General features: G+C 71.1%; 13 protein-coding genes. 7 read left to right on the forward strand and 6 right to left on the reverse strand.

Annotated elements, in window-relative coordinates; translation table 11 throughout:
• Positions 1–11 precede the first annotated feature (11 nt).
• Together AMY39116_RS0325610 and AMY39116_RS0325615 are read left to right on the forward strand one after the other, a co-directional pair.
• Complete coding sequence (locus AMY39116_RS0325610) at positions 12–1,529, forward strand: CdaR family transcriptional regulator (protein WP_020420471.1); 1,518 nt, start codon at positions 12–14, stop codon at positions 1,527–1,529.
• Between the two features lie 10 nt (positions 1,530–1,539).
• Positions 1,540–2,265: an MOSC N-terminal beta barrel domain-containing protein gene (locus AMY39116_RS0325615; protein ID WP_020420472.1), complete on the forward strand. Its 726-nt coding sequence runs from the start codon at positions 1,540–1,542 to the stop codon at positions 2,263–2,265.
• Positions 2,266–2,268: 3 nt separating this feature from the next.
• On the opposite strand, the gene AMY39116_RS0325620 is transcribed toward AMY39116_RS0325615, so the two are convergent.
• Positions 2,269–3,201, reverse strand: coding sequence for a zinc-binding dehydrogenase (locus AMY39116_RS0325620; RefSeq protein ID WP_020420473.1), 933 nt, complete (start codon positions 3,199–3,201; stop codon positions 2,269–2,271).
• 155 nt (positions 3,202–3,356) lie between these two features.
• Between AMY39116_RS0325620 and ald the strand changes: the two genes are divergently transcribed.
• The 4 genes from ald to AMY39116_RS0325640 all read left to right on the forward strand — a co-directional run bounded on the left by ald (position 3,357) and on the right by AMY39116_RS0325640 (position 10,446).
• On the forward strand, positions 3,357–4,472 hold the full coding sequence (gene ald / locus AMY39116_RS0325625) for an alanine dehydrogenase (RefSeq protein WP_020420474.1): 1,116 nt from the start codon (positions 3,357–3,359) through the stop codon (positions 4,470–4,472).
• A 274-nt stretch (positions 4,473–4,746) separates the two neighbouring features.
• Entirely contained in the window at positions 4,747–5,796 is a 1,050-nt protein-coding gene (locus AMY39116_RS0325630) for an ABC transporter ATP-binding protein (protein ID WP_027936222.1), read from the forward strand.
• Entirely contained in the window at positions 5,796–6,677 is an 882-nt protein-coding gene (locus AMY39116_RS0325635; protein ID WP_020420476.1) for an ABC transporter permease, read from the forward strand. The genes AMY39116_RS0325630 and AMY39116_RS0325635 overlap by 1 nt, the downstream gene beginning before the upstream one ends.
• Positions 6,678–6,699: 22 nt before the next feature.
• Positions 6,700–10,446, forward strand: coding sequence for an ABC transporter ATP-binding protein (locus tag AMY39116_RS0325640; RefSeq protein ID WP_020420477.1), 3,747 nt, complete (start codon positions 6,700–6,702; stop codon positions 10,444–10,446).
• Positions 10,447–10,941: 495 nt separating this feature from the next.
• Here the strand turns inward: AMY39116_RS0325640 and AMY39116_RS0325645 are convergent, their stop codons facing one another.
• From AMY39116_RS0325645 to AMY39116_RS0325665, 5 genes are all read right to left on the reverse strand, one after another.
• Positions 10,942–12,321 carry an FAD-binding oxidoreductase gene (locus tag AMY39116_RS0325645; protein ID WP_020420478.1) on the reverse strand — a complete coding sequence of 460 codons (1,380 nt, stop codon included), beginning with the start codon at positions 12,319–12,321 and terminating at the stop codon, positions 10,942–10,944.
• A 73-nt stretch (positions 12,322–12,394) separates the two neighbouring features.
• Complete coding sequence (locus AMY39116_RS0325650) at positions 12,395–12,877, reverse strand: hypothetical protein (protein ID WP_020420479.1); 483 nt, start codon at positions 12,875–12,877, stop codon at positions 12,395–12,397.
• 3 nt (positions 12,878–12,880) lie between these two features.
• Positions 12,881–17,338 (reverse strand): DUF6531 domain-containing protein, encoded by a 4,458-nt coding sequence (locus AMY39116_RS0325655; RefSeq protein ID WP_020420480.1) that lies wholly within the window; start codon positions 17,336–17,338, stop codon positions 12,881–12,883.
• Positions 17,335–17,712, reverse strand: coding sequence for a type VII secretion target (locus tag AMY39116_RS0325660; protein ID WP_020420481.1), 378 nt, complete (start codon positions 17,710–17,712; stop codon positions 17,335–17,337). The genes AMY39116_RS0325655 and AMY39116_RS0325660 overlap by 4 nt, the downstream gene beginning before the upstream one ends.
• An 8-nt stretch (positions 17,713–17,720) precedes the next feature.
• Positions 17,721–18,251: a YbaB/EbfC family nucleoid-associated protein gene (locus tag AMY39116_RS0325665; RefSeq protein WP_020420482.1), complete on the reverse strand. Its 531-nt coding sequence runs from the start codon at positions 18,249–18,251 to the stop codon at positions 17,721–17,723.
• Positions 18,252–18,499: 248 nt separating this feature from the next.
• Between AMY39116_RS0325665 and AMY39116_RS0325670 the strand changes: the two genes are divergently transcribed.
• Entirely contained in the window at positions 18,500–22,198 is a 3,699-nt protein-coding gene (locus AMY39116_RS0325670; RefSeq protein ID WP_027936225.1) for a multifunctional oxoglutarate decarboxylase/oxoglutarate dehydrogenase thiamine pyrophosphate-binding subunit/dihydrolipoyllysine-residue succinyltransferase subunit, read from the forward strand.
• The last annotated feature ends 306 nt before the right edge of the window (positions 22,199–22,504 follow it).

Raw genomic sequence — 22,504 nt, forward strand, 5'->3', positions numbered from 1 at the left:
ATCCTGCGGAAATGGTGTCCGTCCGCAGCGTGGTCGACCGGGTGGGGCCGACGTTGCTGCACGCGGTCCAGCTGCCCGACCCCTGCCCCGCGGTCGCGGACGTGGTGATCGCCGAGCCGGGGGCGCCCGCCCAGCTCGCGGCGGGCGACCTGGTCCTCGGCGTCGCCATCAACGACCCGGCCGCCGGGGTCGAGCTCATCCGGCACAGCGCGGCGGCCGGCGCCGCCGCGGTGCTGCTCAAGCCACCGGTCGCGCGGAAACCGCCGGTCCGGCGGGCGGCGAAGGCGGCAGGCGTCGCCCTCATCGAAGTTCGCGCGGCTACCGCGTGGGCCCAGCTGGTGTGGTTGCTGCGCACCGTGCTGGACGCCGCCGCGGAGGAACCCGAGTCGCTGGAGGGGGATCCCGCCTCGGCGGACCTGTTCCGGCTCGCGGACGCGGTCGCGGCGGTCGTCGACGCTCCGGTGACGATCGAGGACACCAATTCCCGCGTGCTCGCCTACTCGGCGCGGCAGGACATAACCGACCCGGCGCGCGTGTCCACCATCATGGGCCGCCGAATCCCCGACGACGTCCTCGCGAAGTTCCGCTCCCGCGGCGTGTTCCGCGAACTGTCCCGCGGCAGGCAGACGATTTTCGTTCCGGAGCAACGGGACGGCACGCTGCCGCGGCTCATCGTGCCCATCCGGATGGGCGGCGAACTGCTCGGCTCGATGTGGGCGGTGGTGCGTGGGCCGGTGTCCGACGAGCGCGCCGCCGCGTTCGCCGACACCGCGCCGGTCGTCGCGCTGCACCTCCTCCGCCGCCGGGCGCACGCCGACGCCCGGCGGCGCGCGTCGGCCGAACTGCTGCGTGCCGTCCTGGAGGGAAAAGCCGGTCCGCGCGCCGCGATCGCCGAACTGGAGCTGACGGACGAACCGCACCGGGTGGTCGTCGTCGACACCCCCGGGGACGACGAAGGCCTGCGGCTGGCCTTGATGGAACGGATGTCGCTGGGCATCGGGCGCCGTCCGATCGCGACGGAACTCGGCGGGCTGCTCTACACGGTCGTGCCGGACGGCGCGGACTGGCCGTCGCTGGCCGACCCGTCCCGCGGCGCGCCACGGGTCGCGGCAGGCAGCGCGGTCAAGATCGGCGAGCTGCCGCGATCACGCGCCGAGGCGGAGGAGACGCTGAGCCTGCTGCGCGCCGGCGTGATCGAGGGGCCGTCCGGCAGCTTCGACGGCCTGTGGACGGCGCTCGCGTTGCACCGCACGGCTTCGGCGGCGGCCGCGGCGGGCGTCGCCGAACTCGGTCCGCTCGAACAGCTCCGCGAGTACGACCGGATCAACGGCACGGGCTACGTCGACACGCTCTACGAGTGGCTGCGCCACCCCGGGGACCCGCGCTCGGCGGCGCAGGCGTTGCGGATCCACCCCAACACGTTCCGGTACCGCATGCGGCGCGTGCTCGAACTCGTCCCGCTCGACCTGGACGACCCGGATGTCCGGTTAGCATTGCTGGTCCAGCTGGTCGCCGTGCGCTGGTCGTAGGAGGGTTTCCGTGTTCGAGGGGTCGGTTGCCGGGCTGCACCGCTGGCCGGTGAAGTCGTTGCGGGGCGAGGAGGTCCGCGCCGCGCGCTTCGACGGGCGGGGCATGGCGGGCGACCGGGCGCACGCGCTGGTCGACGGGCGGGAGAAGCGCCGCGGGAAGGTGCTGACGGTGCGCCAGAACCCGCCGATGCTCACCTGGGGCGCGGAGTACGGCGCCGACGTGATCGACCCGCCGAAGCCCCCGATGCTGCGCGCGCCGGACGGCCGGTCCTGGTCCTGGGACGAGCCCGGCCTGGTGGACGCGCTCGCCGGGTCGTTCGGGATGCCGGTGGAGCTGCGCGCGGCGGACGGGCAGCAGGACCGCGGCCCCACCGTGCTGGTCACGTTCGAGGCGTCGCTGGCAGCGCTCGCGGCGGAGCTCGGCAAGCCCGTCGAACTCCACCGCTTCCGCCCGAACATCCACCTGACCACCGACGCCCCCGCCTTCGCCGAGGAGGACTGGACCACCGGGACGACGCTCGACGTCGGCGAGGTGTCGCTGGAGGTGACCGGTGACCACGCCGGACCGTGCATCCGCTGCGCCGTGCCGAGCTGGGAGCCCTCCGGCCGGGAGCGGTGGCCGGAGTTGCAGACCCACCTGATCGACCGGCACGCCAACAAGTTCGGCGTGATCATGCGCGTGGCGCGCGCCGGGGTGGTGGCGGTCGGGGACACCGCAGACGCCCGCCCCGCCTGAGGGTCACACCTCCAGCAGCGTCTTGCCGATCGTCGCGCGGTTTTCGATCGCCCGGTGCGCGTCGGCGGCCCGGTCCAGCGGGAAGCGTTGTCCCACAAGCGGTTTCACCCGGCCGGCCGCGGCTTCGGCCAAGACCCACTCGGTGGCGGCCCGCAGGTCGGCCGGGCTGCCCAGCGGGCCCCGGTGCAACACCACGCCCCGCGCGGCGGCCTCCTCCTCGGACACCTCCGTCCACGCGCCGCTCGCCAGGCCGTAGCTGAAGTGCCGCCCGCCGCGCTGCACCAGACCGAACGCGGCCGCCCCGATCGCGCCGCCCACGCCGTCGAACACGACGTCCACCGGGCCGACCCGCGCGGCCCAGTCCGGCTGCGTGTAGTCGGCCACCAGATCCGCCCCGAGGTCGCGGGCCACCGCCGTCTTGCGCGAGCCGCCTGCCGCCGCGATCACCGTCGCGCCCGCGTTGCGCGCCAGCTGCACCAGCAGGCTCCCCACGCCACCCGCGGCGGCCTCTACCAGCACCCGCTCGCCCGCCGACACGCCCGCCGCGCGGATCAGCGCCGTCGCGGTCCGGCCGTCGGCCAGCAACGCCACCGCGTCGTCCAGCGCCAGGCCGTCCGGCACGCGGAACGGCACCGCCGCGTCCACCACGACCCGCTCGGCGTACCCGCCCGACCCGTTCAGGCTCGTCACCACGCGCGCGCCCACCAGCTCATCCGGCCCGGACAGCACCACCCCGCCGACCCCGTTGCCCGGGATCACCGGCGGCTCCGCGCGGAACGGCCCGGGCAGCCCCGCCCGGAACTGCGTCTCCACGAAGGTCGTGTTGGCGAACGTCACACCCACGAGCACCTGCCCGGGACCGGGCACCGGATCCGGCGCCTCACCGGCGACGAGCACCTCGGGCCCGCCGAACTCCCTCAACCACACCGCTCTCATGGAGATCATCCTGGGATCTCCACCAAGGTGGAGGTCAAGGCCTTGTCCTGCGGGCACCACCCGAGCGGCGGAGAATTGTCGGCGAGGCACGATGACACCGCCATCCGGGTGGTTCACCGTGGTCAGCACCACGTCCACGGATGCAGGAGGAAGCAGTGCGCATCGCCGTCCCCCGCGAGGTCAAGAAGCACGAGTACCGCGTCGCCGTGACCCCGGCCGGGGTGCACGAACTGACGGCGCGGGGTCACGAGGTCTTCATCGAGGCCGGCGCCGGCATCGGGTCCGCCATCAGCGACGACGAGTACGTGTCCGCGGGCGCGAAGATCCTCGCCACCGCCGACGACGTCTGGGCGGAGGGCGAGATGGTCCTCAAGGTCAAGGAGCCGGTCGCCGAGGAGTACCCCCGGCTGCGCCGCGACCAGGTGCTGTTCACCTACCTGCACCTCGCCGCGGACCGCCCGCTGACGCAGGCCCTGCTGGACGCGGGCACGACCGCCATCGCGTACGAGACCGTGCAGCAGCCCAGCGGCGCGCTGCCGCTGCTGGCGCCGATGTCCGAGGTCGCCGGGCGGCTCGCCCCGCAGGTCGGCGCCCACTCCCTGATGAAGCCCAGCGGCGGCCGCGGCGTGCTGCCCGGCGGCGTGCCCGGCGTGCACCCCGCGCGGGTGGTCGTGATCGGCGGCGGGGTCGCCGGCCTCAACGCGGCGCGCATCGCGCTCGGCCTCGGCTCGGACGTCGAGATCCTGGACACCAACGTGGACCGCCTGCGCCAGATCGACCACGACTTCGCCGGCCGCATCCGCACCGTCGCCTCGAACGCGTTCGCCGTCGAGCAGGCCGTGCTGGAGGCCGACCTGGTGATCGGCGCGGTGCTGGTGCCCGGCGCGCGGGCGCCGAAACTCGTCTCCACCGACCTGGTCGCGCGCATGAAGCCGGGCAGCGTGCTCGTGGACATCGCGATCGACCAGGGCGGGTGCTTCGCCGACTCGCACCCGACGACGCACGACGACCCGACCTACACCGTGCACGAGTCCGTCTTCTACTGCGTGGCGAACATGCCCGGCGCGGTTCCGCGCACGAGCACCTACGCCCTGACCAACGTCACACTCCCCTACGCCGTCCAGCTGGCCGACCACGGCTGGCAGGCCGCGCTGCGCGCCAACGGCCCGCTCTCGCTCGGCCTCAACGCGCACGACGGCGCCCTGGTCAACGGCCCTGTCGCGCAGGCACACGACCTGCCGCACACGCCGCTGGCCGACGTCCTCGCCTGACCCCGGTGGGCGGTCCCGCGTCAGGGACCGCCCACCCCACCACCGAACGTGTGAAGAACTTTTCAGACCAACATGGGCCCCCGCGTAAGCGAAGTCCGGGGATACCACCTAAGCTTGTACGTGGCGGCCCGCTCCCAGTGACCCCCAGGCTGGTTGAGCGGGCCGCCCCTTTGTGCGCACCCTCCCCGACACACGGCACCCGGACGGGTTGAACCGGACGTGAGTAGGGCACTATGTGCCCGCGATCAAGTTCACCGGGCCGGGAGGGGCGCGCATGCAACACGACGGCAGCGGCCGGATATTCGTGCAGAACCTGAGCAAACACTTCGGGCCGGTCGCCGCGGTGCAGAACCTGAGCTTCGAGGTCCGTCCCGGCTCGGTCACCGGCTTCCTCGGCCCGAACGGCGCCGGGAAGACCACCACGCTGCGCATGTTGCTCGGCCTGGTCACGCCGTCCGCCGGTGTCGCCACCATCAACGGCCGCCCGTACCAGCAGCTGGGCAACCCGGCGCAGGTCGTCGGCGCGGTCCTGGAGAACGAGGGCTTCCACCCCAAGCGCACCGCGCGGAACCACCTGAAGGTGTACGCCGCGGCGATCGGCGCGCCGGACAACCGCGTCGAGGAGGTGCTGGGCCTGGTCGGGCTCTCCGGCGCCGCGGACCGCCGCGCGGGCGGGTTCTCGCTCGGCATGCGGCAGCGGCTCGCGCTGGCGACCGCGCTGCTCGGCAACCCGCAGGTGCTGGTGCTGGACGAGCCGGCGAACGGCCTCGACCCGGAGGGCATCGTGTGGCTGCGCAACTTCCTGCGCGCCTACGCCCGCGAAGGCCGCACCGTGCTGGTGTCGAGCCACCTGCTGTCCGAGGTGGAGCAGACGATCGACCAGGTCGTCATCATCAGCCACGGCGTCACGCGCTACTACGGCCCGCTGGACCAGCTGCGCAGCAGCCAGCAGTCGCGGGTGCTGGTGCAGGCGGCGGACGCGAACGCTCTGGTGAAAGCGCTTCAGGAGGCCGGCTTCACGCAGGTGGAGCCGACGCCGGACGGGCGCGTCGCGGTGGTCGGCGCGACCCGCCAGCAGATCGGCGACCTGGTCGCGAAGTCCGGGATCGCGGTGTACGGGATCGAGGAGGAGCGGGCGGACTTGGAGAAGCTGTTCTTCCAGCTGACCAGCCCGCAGTACGCGGGGGCGCCTCAGCAGCCGTACGGCCAGCCGCCGCAGCAGGGCGGATGGGGCGGCCCGCCGCCACCGGGATACCCACCGCAGCAGCAGTACCAGCAAGCACCGCCGCAGCAGGGGCACGGCGGCTGGGGAGGACAGGGCTGATGGGCCGGTTGATCAAGGCGGAGTTCCGCAAGACGCTCAGCCTCAACACCTGGTGGATCCTGATCATCCCGCTGGTGCTGGTCGCGTTCTGGATGTCGTTCGCCTGGGGCAAGATCACCAACGACTTCGCCGACTGGATCGGCTCCGGCACCGCGCGGATCATCGCCGAGCAGGCCGGGGTGTCCGCCGACGCGCTGCCGGTCGGGCTGCTGAGCATCGCGCACGGCGTGAACATCGCGCAGCTGGTCCCGGCGATCTTCGGCGTGTTCGCGCTGGCCGGCGAGTACAACAGCAAGACGATCACCACGACGTTCCTGACCGCGCCGAACCGGGTGTCCGCGCTGACCGCGAAGATGATCACCTACATCCTGTGGGGCGCGCTCTACGGTCTGCTCAGCTTCGCGGTGTCGGCGCTAGCGACGGCGATCACCGTGGACAGCGACCGGCTGCCCACCGGCGGTCAGTGGCTCGCGGCGTTCGGCGCCACGGTGCTCGCCTACATCCTGGTGACGTTGTTCGGCATCGGGTTCGGCGCGGTGCTGAACAAGGTCGTGCTGGCCGTGATCCTGCTGATCGGGTACTTCCTGATCGTGGAGAACGTGCTGGTCATCGCGATGTGGAACACCACCGACGTGCTGGGCGCGATCCTGCCGAACAGCACCGCGAACGGCATCGTCGGCGGTGTCGCCGCGGAGGCGTTCGGCATCGACTCGATCAACCTGCCGGGTGGTGTCGAGCACTGGGACAAGCTGGGCCTGCAGCTCTCGGCCGGTGCGCCCGGCCTGATCTCGTGGTGGGCCGCCGCGCTGGTGTTCCTGGCCTGGACGCTGGTGTTCTTCGTCGGCGGCTGGGCCTCCAACCAGCGCCGAGACATCACCTAAGCGCACACGCGCATAACCTGGCGTGGTGACTGTCGCACCACCACGCACTGTCGAAAACCCCGGGACCGGATGGATCCGCCGGCTGGCCGCGGCCTGCTGGCGCCATCCGGTCCTGGTCGTCTCGTCGCTCGCCGCGGCGGTGTTCAGCGTCGGCCTGCAGGCCGCGAGCCCGCTGCTGGTGAAGGTCGCCGTGGACGACGCGGTGGCCTCCCAAACCGGGCGGCTCGGCCTGCTGGTCGCGGGGCTGATCGGCGTGCAGCTGCTCATGTTCGGCACCGCGTTCGTCCGCCGCTACCTGGGCGGGCGGCTCGCGCTGGACGTACAGCACGACCTGCGCCAGCGGGTGTTCGACTCGGTGTCCCGGCTGGACGGTGGCAAGCAGGACTCGCTGCGCACCGGCCAGGTGGTGTCGCGGGCGATCACCGATCTGCAGCTGGTCGTGTCGCTGTTGTTCGTGGTGCCGCTGTCGGCAGGCTCGGTCGTGTTCGCCGTGTTCTCGGTCGCCGCGATGCTGTGGATGTCGCCCGGCCTGACGGTGATCGCGTTGATCGTGGTGCCCGCGGTCGCGATCGTCGCGGGCATGGCCCGCAAGCGCCTGTTTCCGGCCACCTGGTCGGCGCAGCAACGGGCGGCGGACCTGGCGCAGCACGTCGAGGAGACCGTCACCGGAGTCCGCGTCGTGAAGGGTTTCGGGCAGGAGGCCCGCGAAGTCGCGCGGCTGGAGAAGACCGCGCGGCGGCTGTTCGCGGAGCGGCTGCGCGCGGCGCGGCTGGCCGCGGTGCCCACGGCGACGACGTCCGCGCTGCCCGCGGCCGGGCAGGTCGCGGTGCTGGCCTTCGGCGGCATCCTGGCGCTCAACGGGCAGGTCACGCTCGGCACGTTCCTCGCGTTCGCCAGCTACGTGTCCGGCCTGATCGGGCCGGCCCGCATGATGTCGGCGCTGGTGGTGCAGGCCCAGCTGACCCGCGCCGGCGCGGAGCGCGTCTATGAGCTGGTGGACGCCCAGCCGGAGGTCACCGATCCGGCCGAGCCGAAGCCGCTGCCGGACGGCCCGCTCGGCATCGAGCTGGACGACGTGCGGTTCGGCTACACGCGCTCGGAACCGGTGCTGGACGGGCTGAGCCTGCGTGCGGAACCCGGCGAGACGCTGGCGCTGGTCGGCACCGCGGGTTCCGGCAAGTCGACGATCTCGTTGCTGTTGCCCCGCTTCTACGACCCGCACTCGGGCAGTGTGCGGCTGGGCGGCTGCGACGTGCGGGACGTGAAGCTGGCGGATCTGCGCCAGGCGATCGGCGTGGTGTTCGAGGAGGCGTTCCTGTTCTCCACGTCCATCCGCGACAACATCGCCTACGGCCGCCCGGACGCCAGCGACGAGGAGGTGATCGCCGCGGCGAAGGCGGCCGAGGCACACGAGTTCATCTCCGAGCTGCCGGACGGCTACGCCACCCAGGTCGGTGAACGCGGCCTGACGCTGTCGGGCGGTCAGCGGCAGCGGCTGGGCCTGGCGCGGGCGCTGCTGACCGATCCGCGGGTGCTGATCCTGGACGACGCGACGTCCGCGGTGGACACGGTCACCGAGGCGGCGATCTACGAGACGCTGCGCTCGGTCACCGCGACGCGCACGACGTTGCTGATCGCGCACCGCAAGTCCACCTTGTCGCTGGCCGACCGGATCGCGGTGCTCGACGCCGGCCGGGTGGTGGACGTCGGCACGTACGACGAGCTGGCGGAGCGCTGCGAGCTGTTCCGCGAGCTGATCGCCGGACCCGGCGAGGGTGTGGAGAACGTGCACAAGCGCGACTGCGTGGCGAGCCCGGAAACCGGGACCACGCCCGCACTCTGGCCGGAGACCGGCGAGCGGGACGCGGTCGACGAGCTGGCCGAGGCGGCGCAGCAGCGGAACGCGCCGGCGCCGATGCCGGGCAGCGGGGGCATGAGCGCGAGCAGCGCGCTCAACGCGCCGCCGACGGCCGAACTGCTGGAGGGCGTGCGCAAGCTGCCGCCCGCCAAGGATCGGCCCGCGCTGGATCCGGACTCGGTGACCGCGCCCGATCCCGGGTTCCGGCTGGGTTCGGCGCTGCGTCCGGTGCGCGGGCTGCTGATCGCCGCGGTGCTGCTGGTCGGGCTGGACGCCGCGGCGTCGATCGCGTTGCCCGCGCTGTACCAGCAGGGCGTCGACCACGGCGTGCGTCCCGGCCTGCCGTGGGTGGTGTGGCTGTGCGCCGGGATCGGCGCGTTCATCATCGCGATGGACTGGTTCGTGATCGCGGCGCAGACGCGGATCACCGCGCGGGCCGGTGAGACGGTGCTGTACTCGCTGCGTGTGCGCAGTTACGCGCACCTGCAGCGGCTCGGGCTCGACTACTACGAGCGCGAGCTGTCCGGCAAGATCATGACCCGGATGACGACCGACGTGGACGCGTTGTCGACGTTCCTGCAGACCGGTGTCGCGCAGGCGGTGATCAGCGCGCTGACGCTGGTCGGGATCACCGGGGCGCTGCTGATCACCGACGTGTCGCTGGCGTTGTACGCGTTGTCCGTGGTGCCGGTTCTGGTGATCGCGACGGTCATCTTCCGGCGGCTGTCCAGTGCGGCGTACACCGAGGCGCGCGAGAAGGTCAGCGCCGTGAACGCCGACATGCAGGAGAACGTGAGCGGTCTGCGGGTCGCGCAGGCGTACAGCCGGGAGGAGCGGTCGGCCGAGGACTTCGCGTCTCGGAGCGACGCGTACCGCCGCTCGCGGCTGCGGGCCCAGCGGTACGTGGCGACGTACTTCCCGTTCGTGACGCTGCTGTCCGGGGTCGCCGAGGCGATCGTCTTGGTGGCTGGCGCGAACCGGGTCGCGGACGGGACGTTGGCGGTCGGTGTGCTGCTGGCGTTCCTGCTGTACCTGAACCTGTTCTTCTCGCCGATCCAGCAGTTGTCGTCGGTGTTCGACGGGTACCAGCAGGCGAAGGTCGGCCTGCACCGGATCGGCGACCTGCTGCGGACGCCGACGTCGGTGCCGCCGCCCGTGGACCCGGTGCCGGTGCCCGAGCGCCTGCGCGGCGAGGTCGCCTTCGACGCGGTCGACTTTTCCTACACCGGCACGGAATCCCTTGCCCTGGCTGATGTTTCGCTGAAGGTGTCGCCGGGCGAGACGGTCGCCCTGGTCGGCGCGACCGGCGCCGGGAAGTCCACAGTGGTCAAACTGGCGGCACGCTTCTACGACGCGACGAGCGGCAAGGTGAGCATCGACGGGGTCGACGTCCGGGACTACGACCTGGCCGGGCTGCACCGGCGGATGGGCGTCGTGCCGCAGGAGGCGCACCTGTTCTCCGGCACCGTGGCCGACAACGTCCGGTACGGCAACCCGTCCGCGTCGGACGCGGAGGTCGAAGCCGCGGTGCGCGCGGTCGGCGCGGTGGACGCGATCGCCGCCCTGCCGCAGGGCTTCCACCAGCCGGTGGGCGAACGGGGCCGATCGTTGTCCGCGGGGCAGCGGCAACTGGTCGCACTGGCCCGCGCGGAACTGGTGGACCCGGACGTGCTGCTCCTCGACGAGGCGACGGCCGCCTTGGACCCGTCCGCGGAAGCCACGGTCCTCGCCGCAACGGAAACGGTGGCCAAGCGCCGCACGACTTTCGTGGTGGCACACCGCCTGGCGACAGCCTCTCGCGCGGACCGGATCGTGGTACTCGACCACGGACGAATCGTCGAACAAGGCACCCACGAGGAGTTGTTGGCAGCGAACGGCCACTACGCACACCTGTGGAAAACAGGCGCATAGCGCCATCTTTGAACAAAACCGAAGCTGGGTGGTCATCCCGTCGCCTGACACGCAACGATCACCTTGAGCCAGGGCCGCAACCCAGGCTGCCAACCGGCAGCCGAACATGCCAACCTTGCGGCCCTGGCTCAAGGTGATATGCACAAACCGGAGGGCGACGGGATGACCACCCGGCGACCACCTCGCCAAGGTGAGCTGAGGCACCCAACCCCTGGTCATCCCGGAGCCTGCCCGTCCGGCGAGGACATCTCTTGATCTTTAAACCCGCGCTGTCGCGCGAAAAGCGCCTCACGGCGCTCGAACGGTCACCTTCCGACCACCCCCGCCCCCGATGCCTGATTGTGTTTCAGTCGCCGAGCAGCGGCGTCAAGGCGGGAAAGAGTACCTTGACCCCGCTGATCGGCGACTAAAGATCGGCTGTGGATCGGGGGCGGGGGAGGTCTGGTTGGGGTAGTCGCTTGCTTTGCGTTGCCGGGCGGCGGTTTGTTGTTTGTGTTAAACGAAAACCTTGCCTGGGTTCAGGATTCCGTGTGGGTCCAAGGCATTTTTGACTGCGCGGTGCATCTCCAGGACCTCGTGGCTAACCTCGCGACGCAAGCCGCCGCGTTTGAGCAAGCCGATTCCGTGCTCGCCGGTCACCGTGCCGCCCAGCTCTACCGCGTCGGCGATGATGTCCTCGAATGCGGCCTGTGCGCGTCGCCTGGCCGCGTCATCTCCGATGGGTGTGATGAGTAGGGGGTGGAGGTTTCCGTCGCCGGCGTGGGCGATGTTCGCGATCAGCGTGTCGTGCCTGGCGGCGGCCTTTTCGATCCGTGCCAGCATCTCCGGCACCAGCGCTCGCGGCACGCACACGTCCTCGGTGAGCACCGGGCCGAGCCGCTCCAGCGCGGGGTACGCCAGGCGCCGCGCGTCGAACAGGGCTTCGGCCTCGTGCTCGTCCGTGGACAGCGCCGCCCAGTTCGCGCCGGCCTCCTCGAAGCACCGCAGGATCGTGCGGGCCTCCTCCTCGCCGGCATGCCCCGGAGTGTCGACGCGGCCCAGCAGGACCACGTTCGCCTCGGTGGACAGGCCCATGTTCTTCCACGCGTCGACCGCCTCCAGGCAGTGCCGGTCGACCAGCTCCAGCGCGGACGGGATCACCCCCGACGCGGACACCGCGCTCACCGCCTCACCGGCGGCGATCACCGAGTCGAAGTACCCGGCGATGGTGCGTTCGGGCTCGCGCCGCGGACGCAGCCGCACCGTCACCTCGGTGATCACCCCGAGCGTGCCCTCGGAACCGACCATCAGGCCGCACAGGTCGTACCCGGCGACGCCCTTCGCGGTGCGACGGCCCAGCCGTACGACCTCGCCGCGCCCGGTCACCACCTCCAGCGCCAGCACGTAATCCCTGGTCACGCCGTACTTCACGCAGCACAGCCCGCCGGCGTTGGTGGCCACGTTCCCGCCGATCGTCGACCACGGCGAGCTCGCCGGGTCCGGCGGGTACCACAGCCCCTGCTCGGCGCAGGCCGCCCGCAGGTCGTCGTTCACCACGCCCGGCTGCACGACCGCGAGCCGCTCGGCCCGGTCGATCTCCAGCACCGAGTCCATCGACTCGAACGAGATCATGATGCAGCCGTCGACGGCGTTCGCCCCGCCGGACAGGCCCGTCCCCGCCCCGCGGGGAACCACGGGGATCCGGTGCTCAACCGCGAACCGCACGACGTCGCGCACCTCGGCGGTCCCGCGCGGCCGCACCACCGCGGCGGCCTGCCCGTATTCGGCCCACTCCGCGTGGTCCTGCAGGTAGGACTCGACCACGGCTGGGTCGTCCACCACGCGCTCAGCCGGAACGACCCGCCTCAGGGCGGCCACCAGTGTCGGGGAATCCATCACAACCTCCACCGAGGAGGCTACCGGTGTGACGACGGCCGCCAGGTCCGCTGAGCGGCAGGTGAGACCCCCGCTACAGCTCGCGCAACCGGCCGTCGTCGTCCCGGAGGTGCCCCGGCGCCACCAGGAACGCCTGGTACTCGTACTCCTCCTCGTAGAACACCACGAGACGGTCCTTCCCGGCGCCGATCGCGGTCCAGCCGTACCCCAGCACCTCGCCGATCTCCTCCGCCCAGCGGTCGTCCCGCGCGGCGCAGTAGAGCCACGGGAAGTCGTCCACCCCGGTGAGCACGTACAGCCGCCCGTCGAGCCCGGCCCGTGCGGCGAACTCCGCCTGCCAGGCGCGGATCTCGTCGTCGTCCGCCGACTCGGGCAGCACCGAGTCCGGCTCGGCGGTCGTCCGCCGCGTCTTGACGAACTCGGCGCGCAGCCACTCCGGGAAGTCCGGCCACTGGGCGAACTCACCGGTGTCGAAAGCGGACAGACGGTCCTTGAGCTGTTCGGCCTTCTTCGCCTGCAGCAACCGGAGCCGCCGGTCGCGCGCGGACCCGGTCACGGCTCAGTCACCCGCCGGCCAGCTCGGAGCATGCGACCCATAGTAGTAGTGGTGCGGACCATCGACCCGGTCGTACTTCTCACCGATCACCACCCCGTCGTGGCCCGCCTTCGGCTGGTAGGCGTGGAAGTGCGGGTGCGGCGCGCGCGGGTCGTTCGTGTGCTCTGCGATCACCCTCGGGCCGTTCGGCGTCTCGTACTCGTAGTAGCGGCCGTGTGCGCCGGGGGCGCTGTCGTAGTGGTAGTTGCCCCGCCCCTGCAGGGCCGGGTTGTCACCGACGGTCCACTGCCGCACCGGCGACGCGCTGTTGGGGATGCCGGCCCGGTCGCGCGCGGCGTTGAACGCCTCCCGCCGCTGGTCGAACCACCGGTTGTCGCCCTTGGGCAGTTCTTCCTTCTGCGCGTCGCAGTCGCGGCACGGCACCAGTCCCAACGGGTCGAGCCACGTCATCGGGTTCGGGACGTAGGCCTGCGGGTTCGGCCCGGCGACCAGGCCGAGCGGGTCCTGGCTCGCGTAGCGTCCGAGCTCGGGCACGTAGTAGCGGTGGTAGTTGTAGTCCAGACCGCTCTCCGGGTCGTGGTACTGCCCGGGGAACCGCAACGGGGTGTCGGCGGCGCCGACTCCGGCGACCAGGCCCCACACCGACCTGGTCGCCCGCCAGGCCAGGTTGCCCGCGGCGTCCACCAGCTCGGTCGGGGTGCCGATCAGGTCGGTCACGATGCCGTAGAACTCGCGGTCGACCCAGGCCTGGTCGCGGGTGTTCCAGAGCCGCTCGGTCTGGCTCACCGGCTGCAGCGTGTCCGGCAGCCAGTGCCACGCCTTGGTCCGGCCACCGGATTCGATCTGCTCCACCAGGACCGTGTCGTCCCAGACGAAGTCGGTCCGCTCGGCGACGGTGTGCCCGTCCGCGGCGATGCGCTGTTTGCTGATGCGCCGTCCCAGCGCGTCGTAGGCGTACCGCCACCGCGTCCCGTCCGGGGTGACCAGCCCGACCAGCCGGTCTTCGCCGTCCCAGGCGAAGTGCCAGTTGTCCGGTTTCGCGGACAACCGCTTCCGCTGCCGGAGCACCATCCGCCCCTGACGGTCGTAGGCGTACCGGACGTTCCCGGCGGCGACGGTGAGCGTGCCGCTGACCTCGCGCGGCCCGCTCGCCTCGGGATCGGCCGGGTTGTGCGCGGCCCGGAGGTTGCCCACGCGGTCGTAGTCGTAGCGCTCCGCCCAGCCCGCGCCGCGGACGCCGACGACCCGACCGGCCTGGTCCAGGTCGAACTCGCGGAGCCCGCCGAGCTGATCGGCGGTCGCCACGAGCTGGTCGTCCGCGCGGTACCGGTAGGTGCGGTGCTGGATCCGCCGGACCGGCGACGCGGCCGACACCGCGGACAACGTCTGCGCGAGCAGGCGGTTGCCCGCGTCCCACTCCTGCGCCAGGGAGATCCCGGTGTCGAGCAGGCGTTCCACTTCCCTGCCCGCGCTGTCGTAGCGGAAGCTCATGGTGCGGCCCGCGGCGCTCAGCACGGACGGCCTGCCGCCCGCGTCGTAGCTCCACCGGCTCTCCACGCCCGTCGGGGTGCGCTGGTACACCGGCCTGCCGAGCAGGTCGTACCGGGACTCGACGGTGCGGCCGTTCACGGTTTCGGCGACGACGCGCCCGGCCTCGTCCCGCTCGAAGCGCACGTCGGCGTCGGCGTTCACCGCGCGCACCAGGCGTCCCGCCGCGTCGTAGGTGAACCGGGCCGGCGGCGCGTCGCCCGTCTGCCGCTCGACGAGGTTCCCCACCAGGTCGTAGGTGAAGCGCGTGGTCTCCCCCGCACCGTTCGTCCGCGACACCACCTGCCCCGCCGCGTCGTAGGTGTAGACGAGGGTCCGGCCGGTGAAGTCCGTCTCGCGGACGAGGTTGCCGACGGCGTTGTAGACGTACCGCCACTCCGAGCCGGCCGCGTTGCGCACGACGACCGGCCGCATCTTCTCGTCGTAGGTGTACTCGAGGCGGTTCCCGTCCGGGGTCGTGACGGCGGCGGGCAGGTCGAAGTGGGTGCTGACGACGTGCGTCAGCTCGCCCGCGGCGCCGGCTCCCGCGGTCTGGTTGCCTTCCCCGTCGTACTGCCAGCGCTCGACCGTGCCGTCCGGACCGGTGCGGGACAACAGCAGCCCCTCGACGGTCCAGGTGTAGGTGGTGGTCGCCCCGGCCGGGTCGGTCCGGGACCGGATCCGGCCGAACTGGTCGCGGCCGAACAGGTTCACCGCGCCGTCCGGGCCGGTCATGGCGACGGGGAGACCGGCGTCGTTGGTCTCGACCTGGTGCACGCCGCCCAGCGGATCGACGATCGCCGCCAGGTGGTTGCGTTCGTCGTACCGGTACCGGGTCACGGCTCCGGCGGGGTCGGTGACCGCGACGAGGTTCCCGGCCTCGTCGTAGTCCCGCCGCGTCACCGCGCCCGTCGGCTCGACGGTGGCGACCAGCTGGTCGTCCCGGTCGTAGCTGAACAGCCGCTGGGTGCCGTCCGGGCGGGTCAGGGTCACCAGGTTGCCGGCGTCGTCGTAGCGGTAGGACGTGGTGCGGCCCAGCGGATCCGTCCGGGACAGCAGCCGGTCGTAGCGGTCCCACTCCGAGCGGGTGCTGCCGCCCAGTGCGTCGACCTCTTCGACGATCTGCCGCAGCTCGTTGAAGCGGTAGGTGGTCTCGTGGCCCGCCGCGTCGGTCCACACCGAGACGAGGGCGTCCTGGTCGATCCGCAGCGTTCCGGTGTGCGCGCCGCCGGAACCCTCGGTCCGGACGCACCGGCCAAGGCCGTCGTAGTGGAAGCCGTACCACTCGCGGTTGCGGTCCACCCAGCGCGTGATGCGCCCCGCCCGGTCGTAGGCGAAGGTCAGGGGCCGGTTCGACGAGTTGAACACCTCGGTGAGGCGGCCCTCGTCGTCGTAGGCGTACCGGAGCAGCGGGACGTCCGGCGCACCGTCCGCGCCGCGGAGGGTCAGGGCGGTGATGCGGCCGCCCGCCGCGGTGACCGCCACCCGGTAGTTCCCCGAGTGCCGGAGCTCGCTGGGGGCGCCGTTCTCGTAGTCCACGTCCAGGCGCTGCCCCGTCCGGCCCACGACCGAGCGCAGCGGCAGCTCGCCGTCCGGCGCGCCGTCGACGGGACCGAAGGTGTACCGCTCGCGCTTCTGCCGGTGGGTGACCACGTACTCGTCCCCGGTGCGGACGAGCGGCCAGCGGGCCCCCTCGACCGGGAACACGGGCTGACCGTCACGCACCGGGTGCGGGTAGACCAGGACGCGGCCGTCCTCCGTGACGAAGTAGATCCCGTCGTCCTCGACCTCGAGGCGCTGGTCGAACGTGGACGCCCAGGTCCGCCCGAACCACCGGCCGAGCCGGTAGGCCGAGGCGTGCCGCCGCCGCACGGTCAACGGCAGCACCGCCGGAAGGTCGACGTCCACCTGCGGCAGGATCACCTCGCCGGTGAAGACGTTGATCGGGTCGCCGTTCGTGCAGGTGGAGTCCTCGTCCTGGCCGGACTTGCGCGGGTCCTCGGCAGAGTCCCTGGCCCGGGACGGGCCGTCACCGCCGGCCTGGCCGTTGCCCGGGGTGCCGTCGACGCCGTCCGGGCTGTTCGGCGCGTCCGGGCTCGTGGGGCCGTCGAGGTCCGGCGTGTCGACCTTCCCGCCGCCGCCGTGCGCGGCCGACGGGGTCGTGCCCTCACCGCCCAGCTTCCGGCCCAACTTGCTCAACTGCTGAATGATCTCGTCCAGCTTGCCGATCACCCGGCTGATCCGCGGCGACACATTCCCGATCGTCTTGACCAGCTTCCGGATGAAATCCGCGATCCGCGTCACCGCCGACGAGATCGCCGCCGTGGCCTGCGCGGCGATCAACGGCGTCGCGAAACCCAACGTGCACGCCGCCTCCAGCGCCCACGTGATCAGCTTGCCCACCAGCTCGGCCACGATGTCGCGCACCATCTCGCGCACGAACCCCACCACCGTGCCCATGATCATCACACCGGTGGAAATGCCGTCCGCCAGTGACGCCGCCCCCGCCAGCGCCTCCGCCTGCGCCGCCCCGTTCTCCCGGTAGGTGTCCGCGCCCTGACCGGTCCACCCGGCCGTGCCGCCGTCGACCTCGTTCTTCAAATCACCCGCGACGGCGCCGACCTCCTTGGCCACGTTCGCCCACGTGTCGGAAAACGACTGGATCACCGGCGGATCCCCCGCCAGCCAGTCCAGCGCCTCCTTGAGCGGCCGCACATGCTCGATCAGCCACGCCACCCCGTACTGCGCCAACGTGCCCAGCGGATCGATGACCATCGACAGGACTTCGAGACCGGTGCCCAGCGCCCCCAGCCCGCCCTCGACCCACGACCCGTCCTTGATCCCGTTGGACAGGTCCTGCGCGGATTCGAGGATCCCGATGCCGGTGACCGCGGTCGTCTGCGACCGGGCCTGCGCGACGAGCGGGTTGCTCATGTCAGGGGCTCACCCAGCTGCTTGACCGTCTGCCGGGTGCTGTCGTCCTGTCCGTCGTACTTGGTGGCCGCCGTGCGGACGTTGCCCGCGGTGCCGGTGACACACTCCTTCGCGGTCTCCAGCGCGCGGACGCCCATCTGTTCGAACGGGTCGAGCATCATCGCGAACGGCTGGCAGATCACCCCGAACGCGCTGTTGTCCATGCTCACCTGGCGGGCCGCGTCGACAGCGGTCTGCAAGCGTTCTGCCAGCCCGTCGACCTTGCCCGCGTGCGTGCCGAGCTCGTCGGTGAGCACCTCGTAGCCGTTGGCGGCGCCGCGGGCGGCCGAACCGCCCACCCTGGTGCCCGCGCCCCGCGCGAAGCTGCTGGTCATCGTTCCCCCTAGTCGCGTCGCAGGAAGGACTGGTCGCCGAAGTCGCCGTCGTCGTCATCGCGCCGGGGCCGCTGGGGCGGCGCCGGGCGGCGCGGCTGCCGCGGCGGCTCGTCGTCGGCCTCGCTCTCGATCCGCAGCTGACGGCCCGGCGCAGGCGGCTCGGGGTCCTCGGGCGGGGCCTCCGGGAAGTTCTCGGCCGCGGTCCGCACGATGTGCTGCGCCGCGCTGTCCGACTCGCCCACCGTCCCGGCCACGATCTCCTGGATGACCTGCGGGTACTTCGACTGGGCCTTCTGCATCGCCTTGAGCACGTTCGCCGCGATCTCGTCCGGGCTCATCCCGCGGACGGCGTCGGTCATGCGCACGTCGGTGGGGATGCCGTTGTTGCCGACGGTCACGCTGACCGCCCCGTTCGCCACCGATTCGGTGATCGAGATCTGCTCGACCTCGTGCTGCATCGCCTGGAAGCGCTGCGACCGCTCGACCGCGTTGCGCTCCCAGTCGCCGACCATGCGCTCGATGTCCGACAGGTCCGCCACCGGAACCCCCTTCCGCTCTTCCTGCAGACGGTCCGGCGACCGTACCGGTTCCACACCGGCCCCGTACTCGGTATCGGCAGGTCCCTTACTCGTCCGGATGGGCGCTGGACCGATCAAGTGAGGAATCCCAAACCTGAGTCCCGGGACTTGGGCCACTTCGGTCACAACGGCGAACGCGAGGGGGTTAGCCTGGTAGGCGCATCAAGCGGACAACAAGATCGAGATATGGATAGAGGCGAGTCCCTGCCGTGTCCAGCAGCAGCCCTGCGTCACAGTTCGGCCCCAACGAATGGCTCGTCGAGGAGATGTACGACCAGTTCCTCGCCGACCCCAATTCAGTAGACGCCGCATGGCACGAGTTCTTCTCGGACTTCAAGCCGACGCAGACCACGGAGTCGAAGCCGGACGCCGCACCCGCGCCCGTCCGTGAGCAGCCCGCCAAGCCGGGCAACGGCCAGGTCAACCAGGCTGCGACTGCCCCGGCCGCGCCCGCCCAGCCGAAGCCCGCCGCCAAGCCGGCCGCGCAGCCCGCGAAGCCGGCCGCCGCCAAGCCCGCGGCCGCGAAGCCGGCCGCCGCGGCGACGAAGCCGGCCGCCGCCGAGCCGGAGAGCAAGCAGCTGCGGGGCGCCGCGGCCGCGATCGCCAAGAACATGGACGCCTCGCTGGCCGTGCCGACCGCCACCAGCGTGCGCGCGGTCCCGGCCAAGCTGATGGCCGACAACCGCATCGTCATCAACAACCACCTCAAGCGCACCCGCGGCGGGAAGATCTCGTTCACGCACCTCATCGGCTACGCCATGGTGCGGGCGCTGCAGGACTTCCCGAACATGAACCGGCACTACGCCCTGGTCGACGGCAAGCCGCACGCCGTCACGCCGGAGCACGTGAACCTCGGCCTCGCCATCGACATGAAGGGCAAGGACGGCGGCCGCACGCTGGTCGTCGCCTCGATCAAGAACTGCGAGAACATGACGTTCCGCCAGTTCTGGCAGGCCTACGAGGACATCGTCAAGAAGGCCCGCAACAACAAGCTGACCGCGGACGACTTCGCCGGCACCACCATCTCGCTGACCAACCCGGGCGGCATCGGCACCAACCACTCGGTGCCGCGGCTGCAGGCCGGGCAGGGCGCGATCATCGGCGTCGGCGCGATGCAGTACCCGGCGCACTTCGAGGGCACCAGCGAGGAGACCCTCGTCAAGCTGGGCATCAGCAAGATCATGACGCTGACCTCGACCTACGACCACCGCATCATCCAGGGTGCCGAGTCGGGCGAGTACCTCAAGCGCATCCACGAGCTGCTGCTCGGCGAGGACGGCTTCTACGACGACATCTTCACGTCGCTGCGGCTGCCCTACGAGCCGGTCCGCTGGGTCTCCGACATCCCCGAGGGCGAGATCGACAAGACCGCCCGGGTGCTGGAGCTGATCGACGCCTACCGGATGCGCGGCCACCTGATGGCCGACACCGACCCGCTGAACTACCGCCAGCGCCGCCACGAGGACCTGGACGTCCTCTCGCACGGCCTGACGCTGTGGGACCTGGACCGCGAGTTCGCGGTCGGCGGGTTCGCCGGCCAGCAGAAGATGAAGCTGCGCGACGTGCTGGGCGTGCTGCGCGACTCCTACTGCCGGACCGTCGGCGTCGAGTACACCCACATCCTGGACCCGGAGGAGCGCCGCTGGATCCAGGACCGCGTGGAGGTCCCGCACGCCAAGCCGGACCCCAACGTCCAGAAGTACATCCTGTCGAAGCTGAACGCGGCCGAGGCGTTCGAGACGTTCCTGCAGACGAAGTACGTCGGCCAGAAGCGGTTCTCGCTGGAGGGCGGCGAGACCGTCATCCCGATGCTGGACACCGTCCTGGACAAGGCCGCCGAGCACGAGCTCGACGAGGTCGTCATCGGCATGCCGCACCGCGGCCGCCTGAACGTCCTGGCCAACATCGTCGGCAAGCCGATCTCGCAGATCTTCCAGGAGTTCGAGGGCAACCTCGACCCGGGCCAGGCGCACGGCTCCGGCGACGTGAAGTACCACCTGGGCGCGGAGGGCAAGTACTTCCGCATGTTCGGCGACGGCGAGACCCGGGTGTCGCTGACCGCGAACCCGTCGCACCTGGAGACCGTCGACCCGGTGCTCGAAGGCATCGTCCGCGCCAAGCAGGACATCCTCGACAAGGGCGACAGCGACACCGGTGGCTTCTCGGTGCTGCCCGTGCTGCTGCACGGTGACGCGGCGTTCGCCGGCCAGGGTGTCGTGGCGGAGACGCTGAACCTGGCGCTGCTGCGCGGCTACCGCACCGGCGGCACCGTGCACATCATCATCAACAACCAGGTCGGCTTCACCACCGCGCCGGAGCACTCGCGGTCCTCGCAGTACGCGACCGACGTGGCGAAGATGATCGGCGCGCCGATCTTCCACGTGAACGGTGACGACCCGGAGGCGGCGCACTGGGTGGCCAAGCTGGCCGTCGACTACCGCCAGGCGTTCAACAAGGACGTCGTCATCGACATGATCTGCTACCGCCGCCGCGGCCACAACGAGGGCGACGACCCGTCGATGACGCAGCCGGCGATGTACGACATCATCGACACGAAGCGCTCGGTGCGGAAGACCTACACCGAGTCGCTGATCGGCCGCGGTGACATCTCCGTCGAGGAGGCCGAGGCCGCACTGCGGGACTTCTCGAGCCAGCTGGAGCACGTCTTCAACGAGGTCCGCGAGCTGGAGAAGCACCCGATCGCGCCGAGCCCCTCCGTCGAGGAGGAGCAGCAGGTGCCCGCGAAGGTGCCGACCGCGGTGCCCGCCGAGGTCATCGAGCGGATCGGCGACGCGTTCGTCAACGTCCCCGAGGGCTTCACCCCGCACCCGCGCGTCAAGCCGGTCATGGAGCGGCGGTACAAGATGTCCCGCGAGGGCGGCATCGACTGGGCCTTCGGCGAGCTGCTGGCGTTCGGTTCGCTGGCGATCGAGGGTCGTCTGGTGCGGCTGTCCGGTCAGGACTCCCGCCGAGGCACGTTCACCCAGCGCCACTCGGTGCTGATCGACCGCAAGACCGGCCGGGAGTACGCGCCGCTGCAGAACCTGGCCGACGACCAGGGCCGCGTGATGATCTACGACTCGGCCCTGTCCGAGTACGCGGCGGTCGGTTTCGAGTACGGCTACTCGGTGGCGAACAGCGACGCGCTCGTGCTGTGGGAAGCGCAGTTCGGTGACTTCGTCAACGGCGCCCAGACGGTCATCGACGAGTACATCTCGTCCGGTGAGGCGAAGTGGGGCCAGCGGTCGGACGTCGTGCTGCTGCTGCCGCACGGCCACGAGGGCCAGGGCCCGGACCACACGTCGGGCCGCATCGAGCGGTTCCTGTCGCTGTGCGCCGAGGGTTCGATGACCGTGGCGGTCCCGTCCACCCCGGCGAACTACTTCCACCTGCTGCGGCGCCACGCGCTGGACGGCATCCAGCGCCCGCTGATCGTCTTCACGCCGAAGTCGATGCTGCGCAACAAGGCGGCGACGTCGGGCCTGGAGGACTTCACCGGCGACTCGAAGTTCATGTCGGTCATCGACGACGCCGAGGTGGAGCCCGGCAAGGTGCGGAAGGTGCTGCTGACCTCCGGCAAGCTCTACTGGGAGCTGGTGGCGGAGCGCGCCAAGCGCGAGGCTGACGATGTCGCCATCGTGCGCATCGAGCAGTACTACCCGCTGCCGAAGAAGAAGCTGCTGGCGGCGCTGGAGCGCTACACCGGCGCCGAGGTCGTGTGGGTCCAGGAGGAGCCCGAGAACCAGGGCGCGTGGCCGTTCTTCGGCCTCCACCTGCCGCGCATGTTCCCGGACGTGCTCGGCAAGCTGGACGTGGTCTCGCGGCGCCCGATGGCCGCCCCGTCGGCCGGCTCGTCGAAGGTGCACGAGGTGGAGCAGAAGGCGCTGATCGCCAAGGCCTTCAGCTGATTTAGCAAAAAGAAAAGGCGCCCTCCCGAAAACAGGGAGGGCGCTTTTTTTCTTTGCAACAAAACCGCCGCCCGACAACGCAAAGCAAGCGACTATCCCAACCAGACCTCCCCCGCCCCCGATCCACAGCCGATCTTTAGTCGCCGAGCAGGCTTGTCAAGGCACGCTTTCCCGCCTTGACAAGCCTGCTCGGCGACTGAAACACAATCAGGGAGAGGGGGCGGGGGTGGTCGGAAGGTGACCTTTCGAGCGCCGTGAGGCGCTTTTCCGCGCGACAGCGCGGGTTTAAAGATCAAAAGATAGTCC

It is taken from the genome of Amycolatopsis sp. ATCC 39116 (assembly GCF_000231075.2).
GTDB classification, from domain to species: Bacteria; Actinomycetota; Actinomycetes; order Mycobacteriales; family Pseudonocardiaceae; genus Amycolatopsis_E; species Amycolatopsis_E tucumanensis.

Excerpts from the sequence above, each read along its gene's own strand:
- AMY39116_RS0325630 (WP_027936222.1), top strand. The coding sequence starts at position 4,747 with ATGCAACACGACGGCAGCGGCCGGATATTCGTGCAGAACCTGAGCAAA.
- AMY39116_RS0325635 (WP_020420476.1), top strand. The coding sequence starts at position 5,796 with ATGGGCCGGTTGATCAAGGCGGAGTTCCGCAAGACGCTCAGCCTCAAC.
- AMY39116_RS0325660 (WP_020420481.1), bottom strand. The coding sequence starts at position 17,712 with ATGACCAGCAGCTTCGCGCGGGGCGCGGGCACCAGGGTGGGCGGTTCG.
- AMY39116_RS0325655 (WP_020420480.1), bottom strand. The coding sequence starts at position 17,338 with ATGAGCAACCCGCTCGTCGCGCAGGCCCGGTCGCAGACGACCGCGGTC.
- AMY39116_RS0325645 (WP_020420478.1), bottom strand. The coding sequence starts at position 12,321 with ATGGATTCCCCGACACTGGTGGCCGCCCTGAGGCGGGTCGTTCCGGCT.
- AMY39116_RS0325620 (WP_020420473.1), bottom strand. The coding sequence starts at position 3,201 with ATGAGAGCGGTGTGGTTGAGGGAGTTCGGCGGGCCCGAGGTGCTCGTC.
- AMY39116_RS0325610 (WP_020420471.1), top strand. The coding sequence starts at position 12 with ATGGTGTCCGTCCGCAGCGTGGTCGACCGGGTGGGGCCGACGTTGCTG.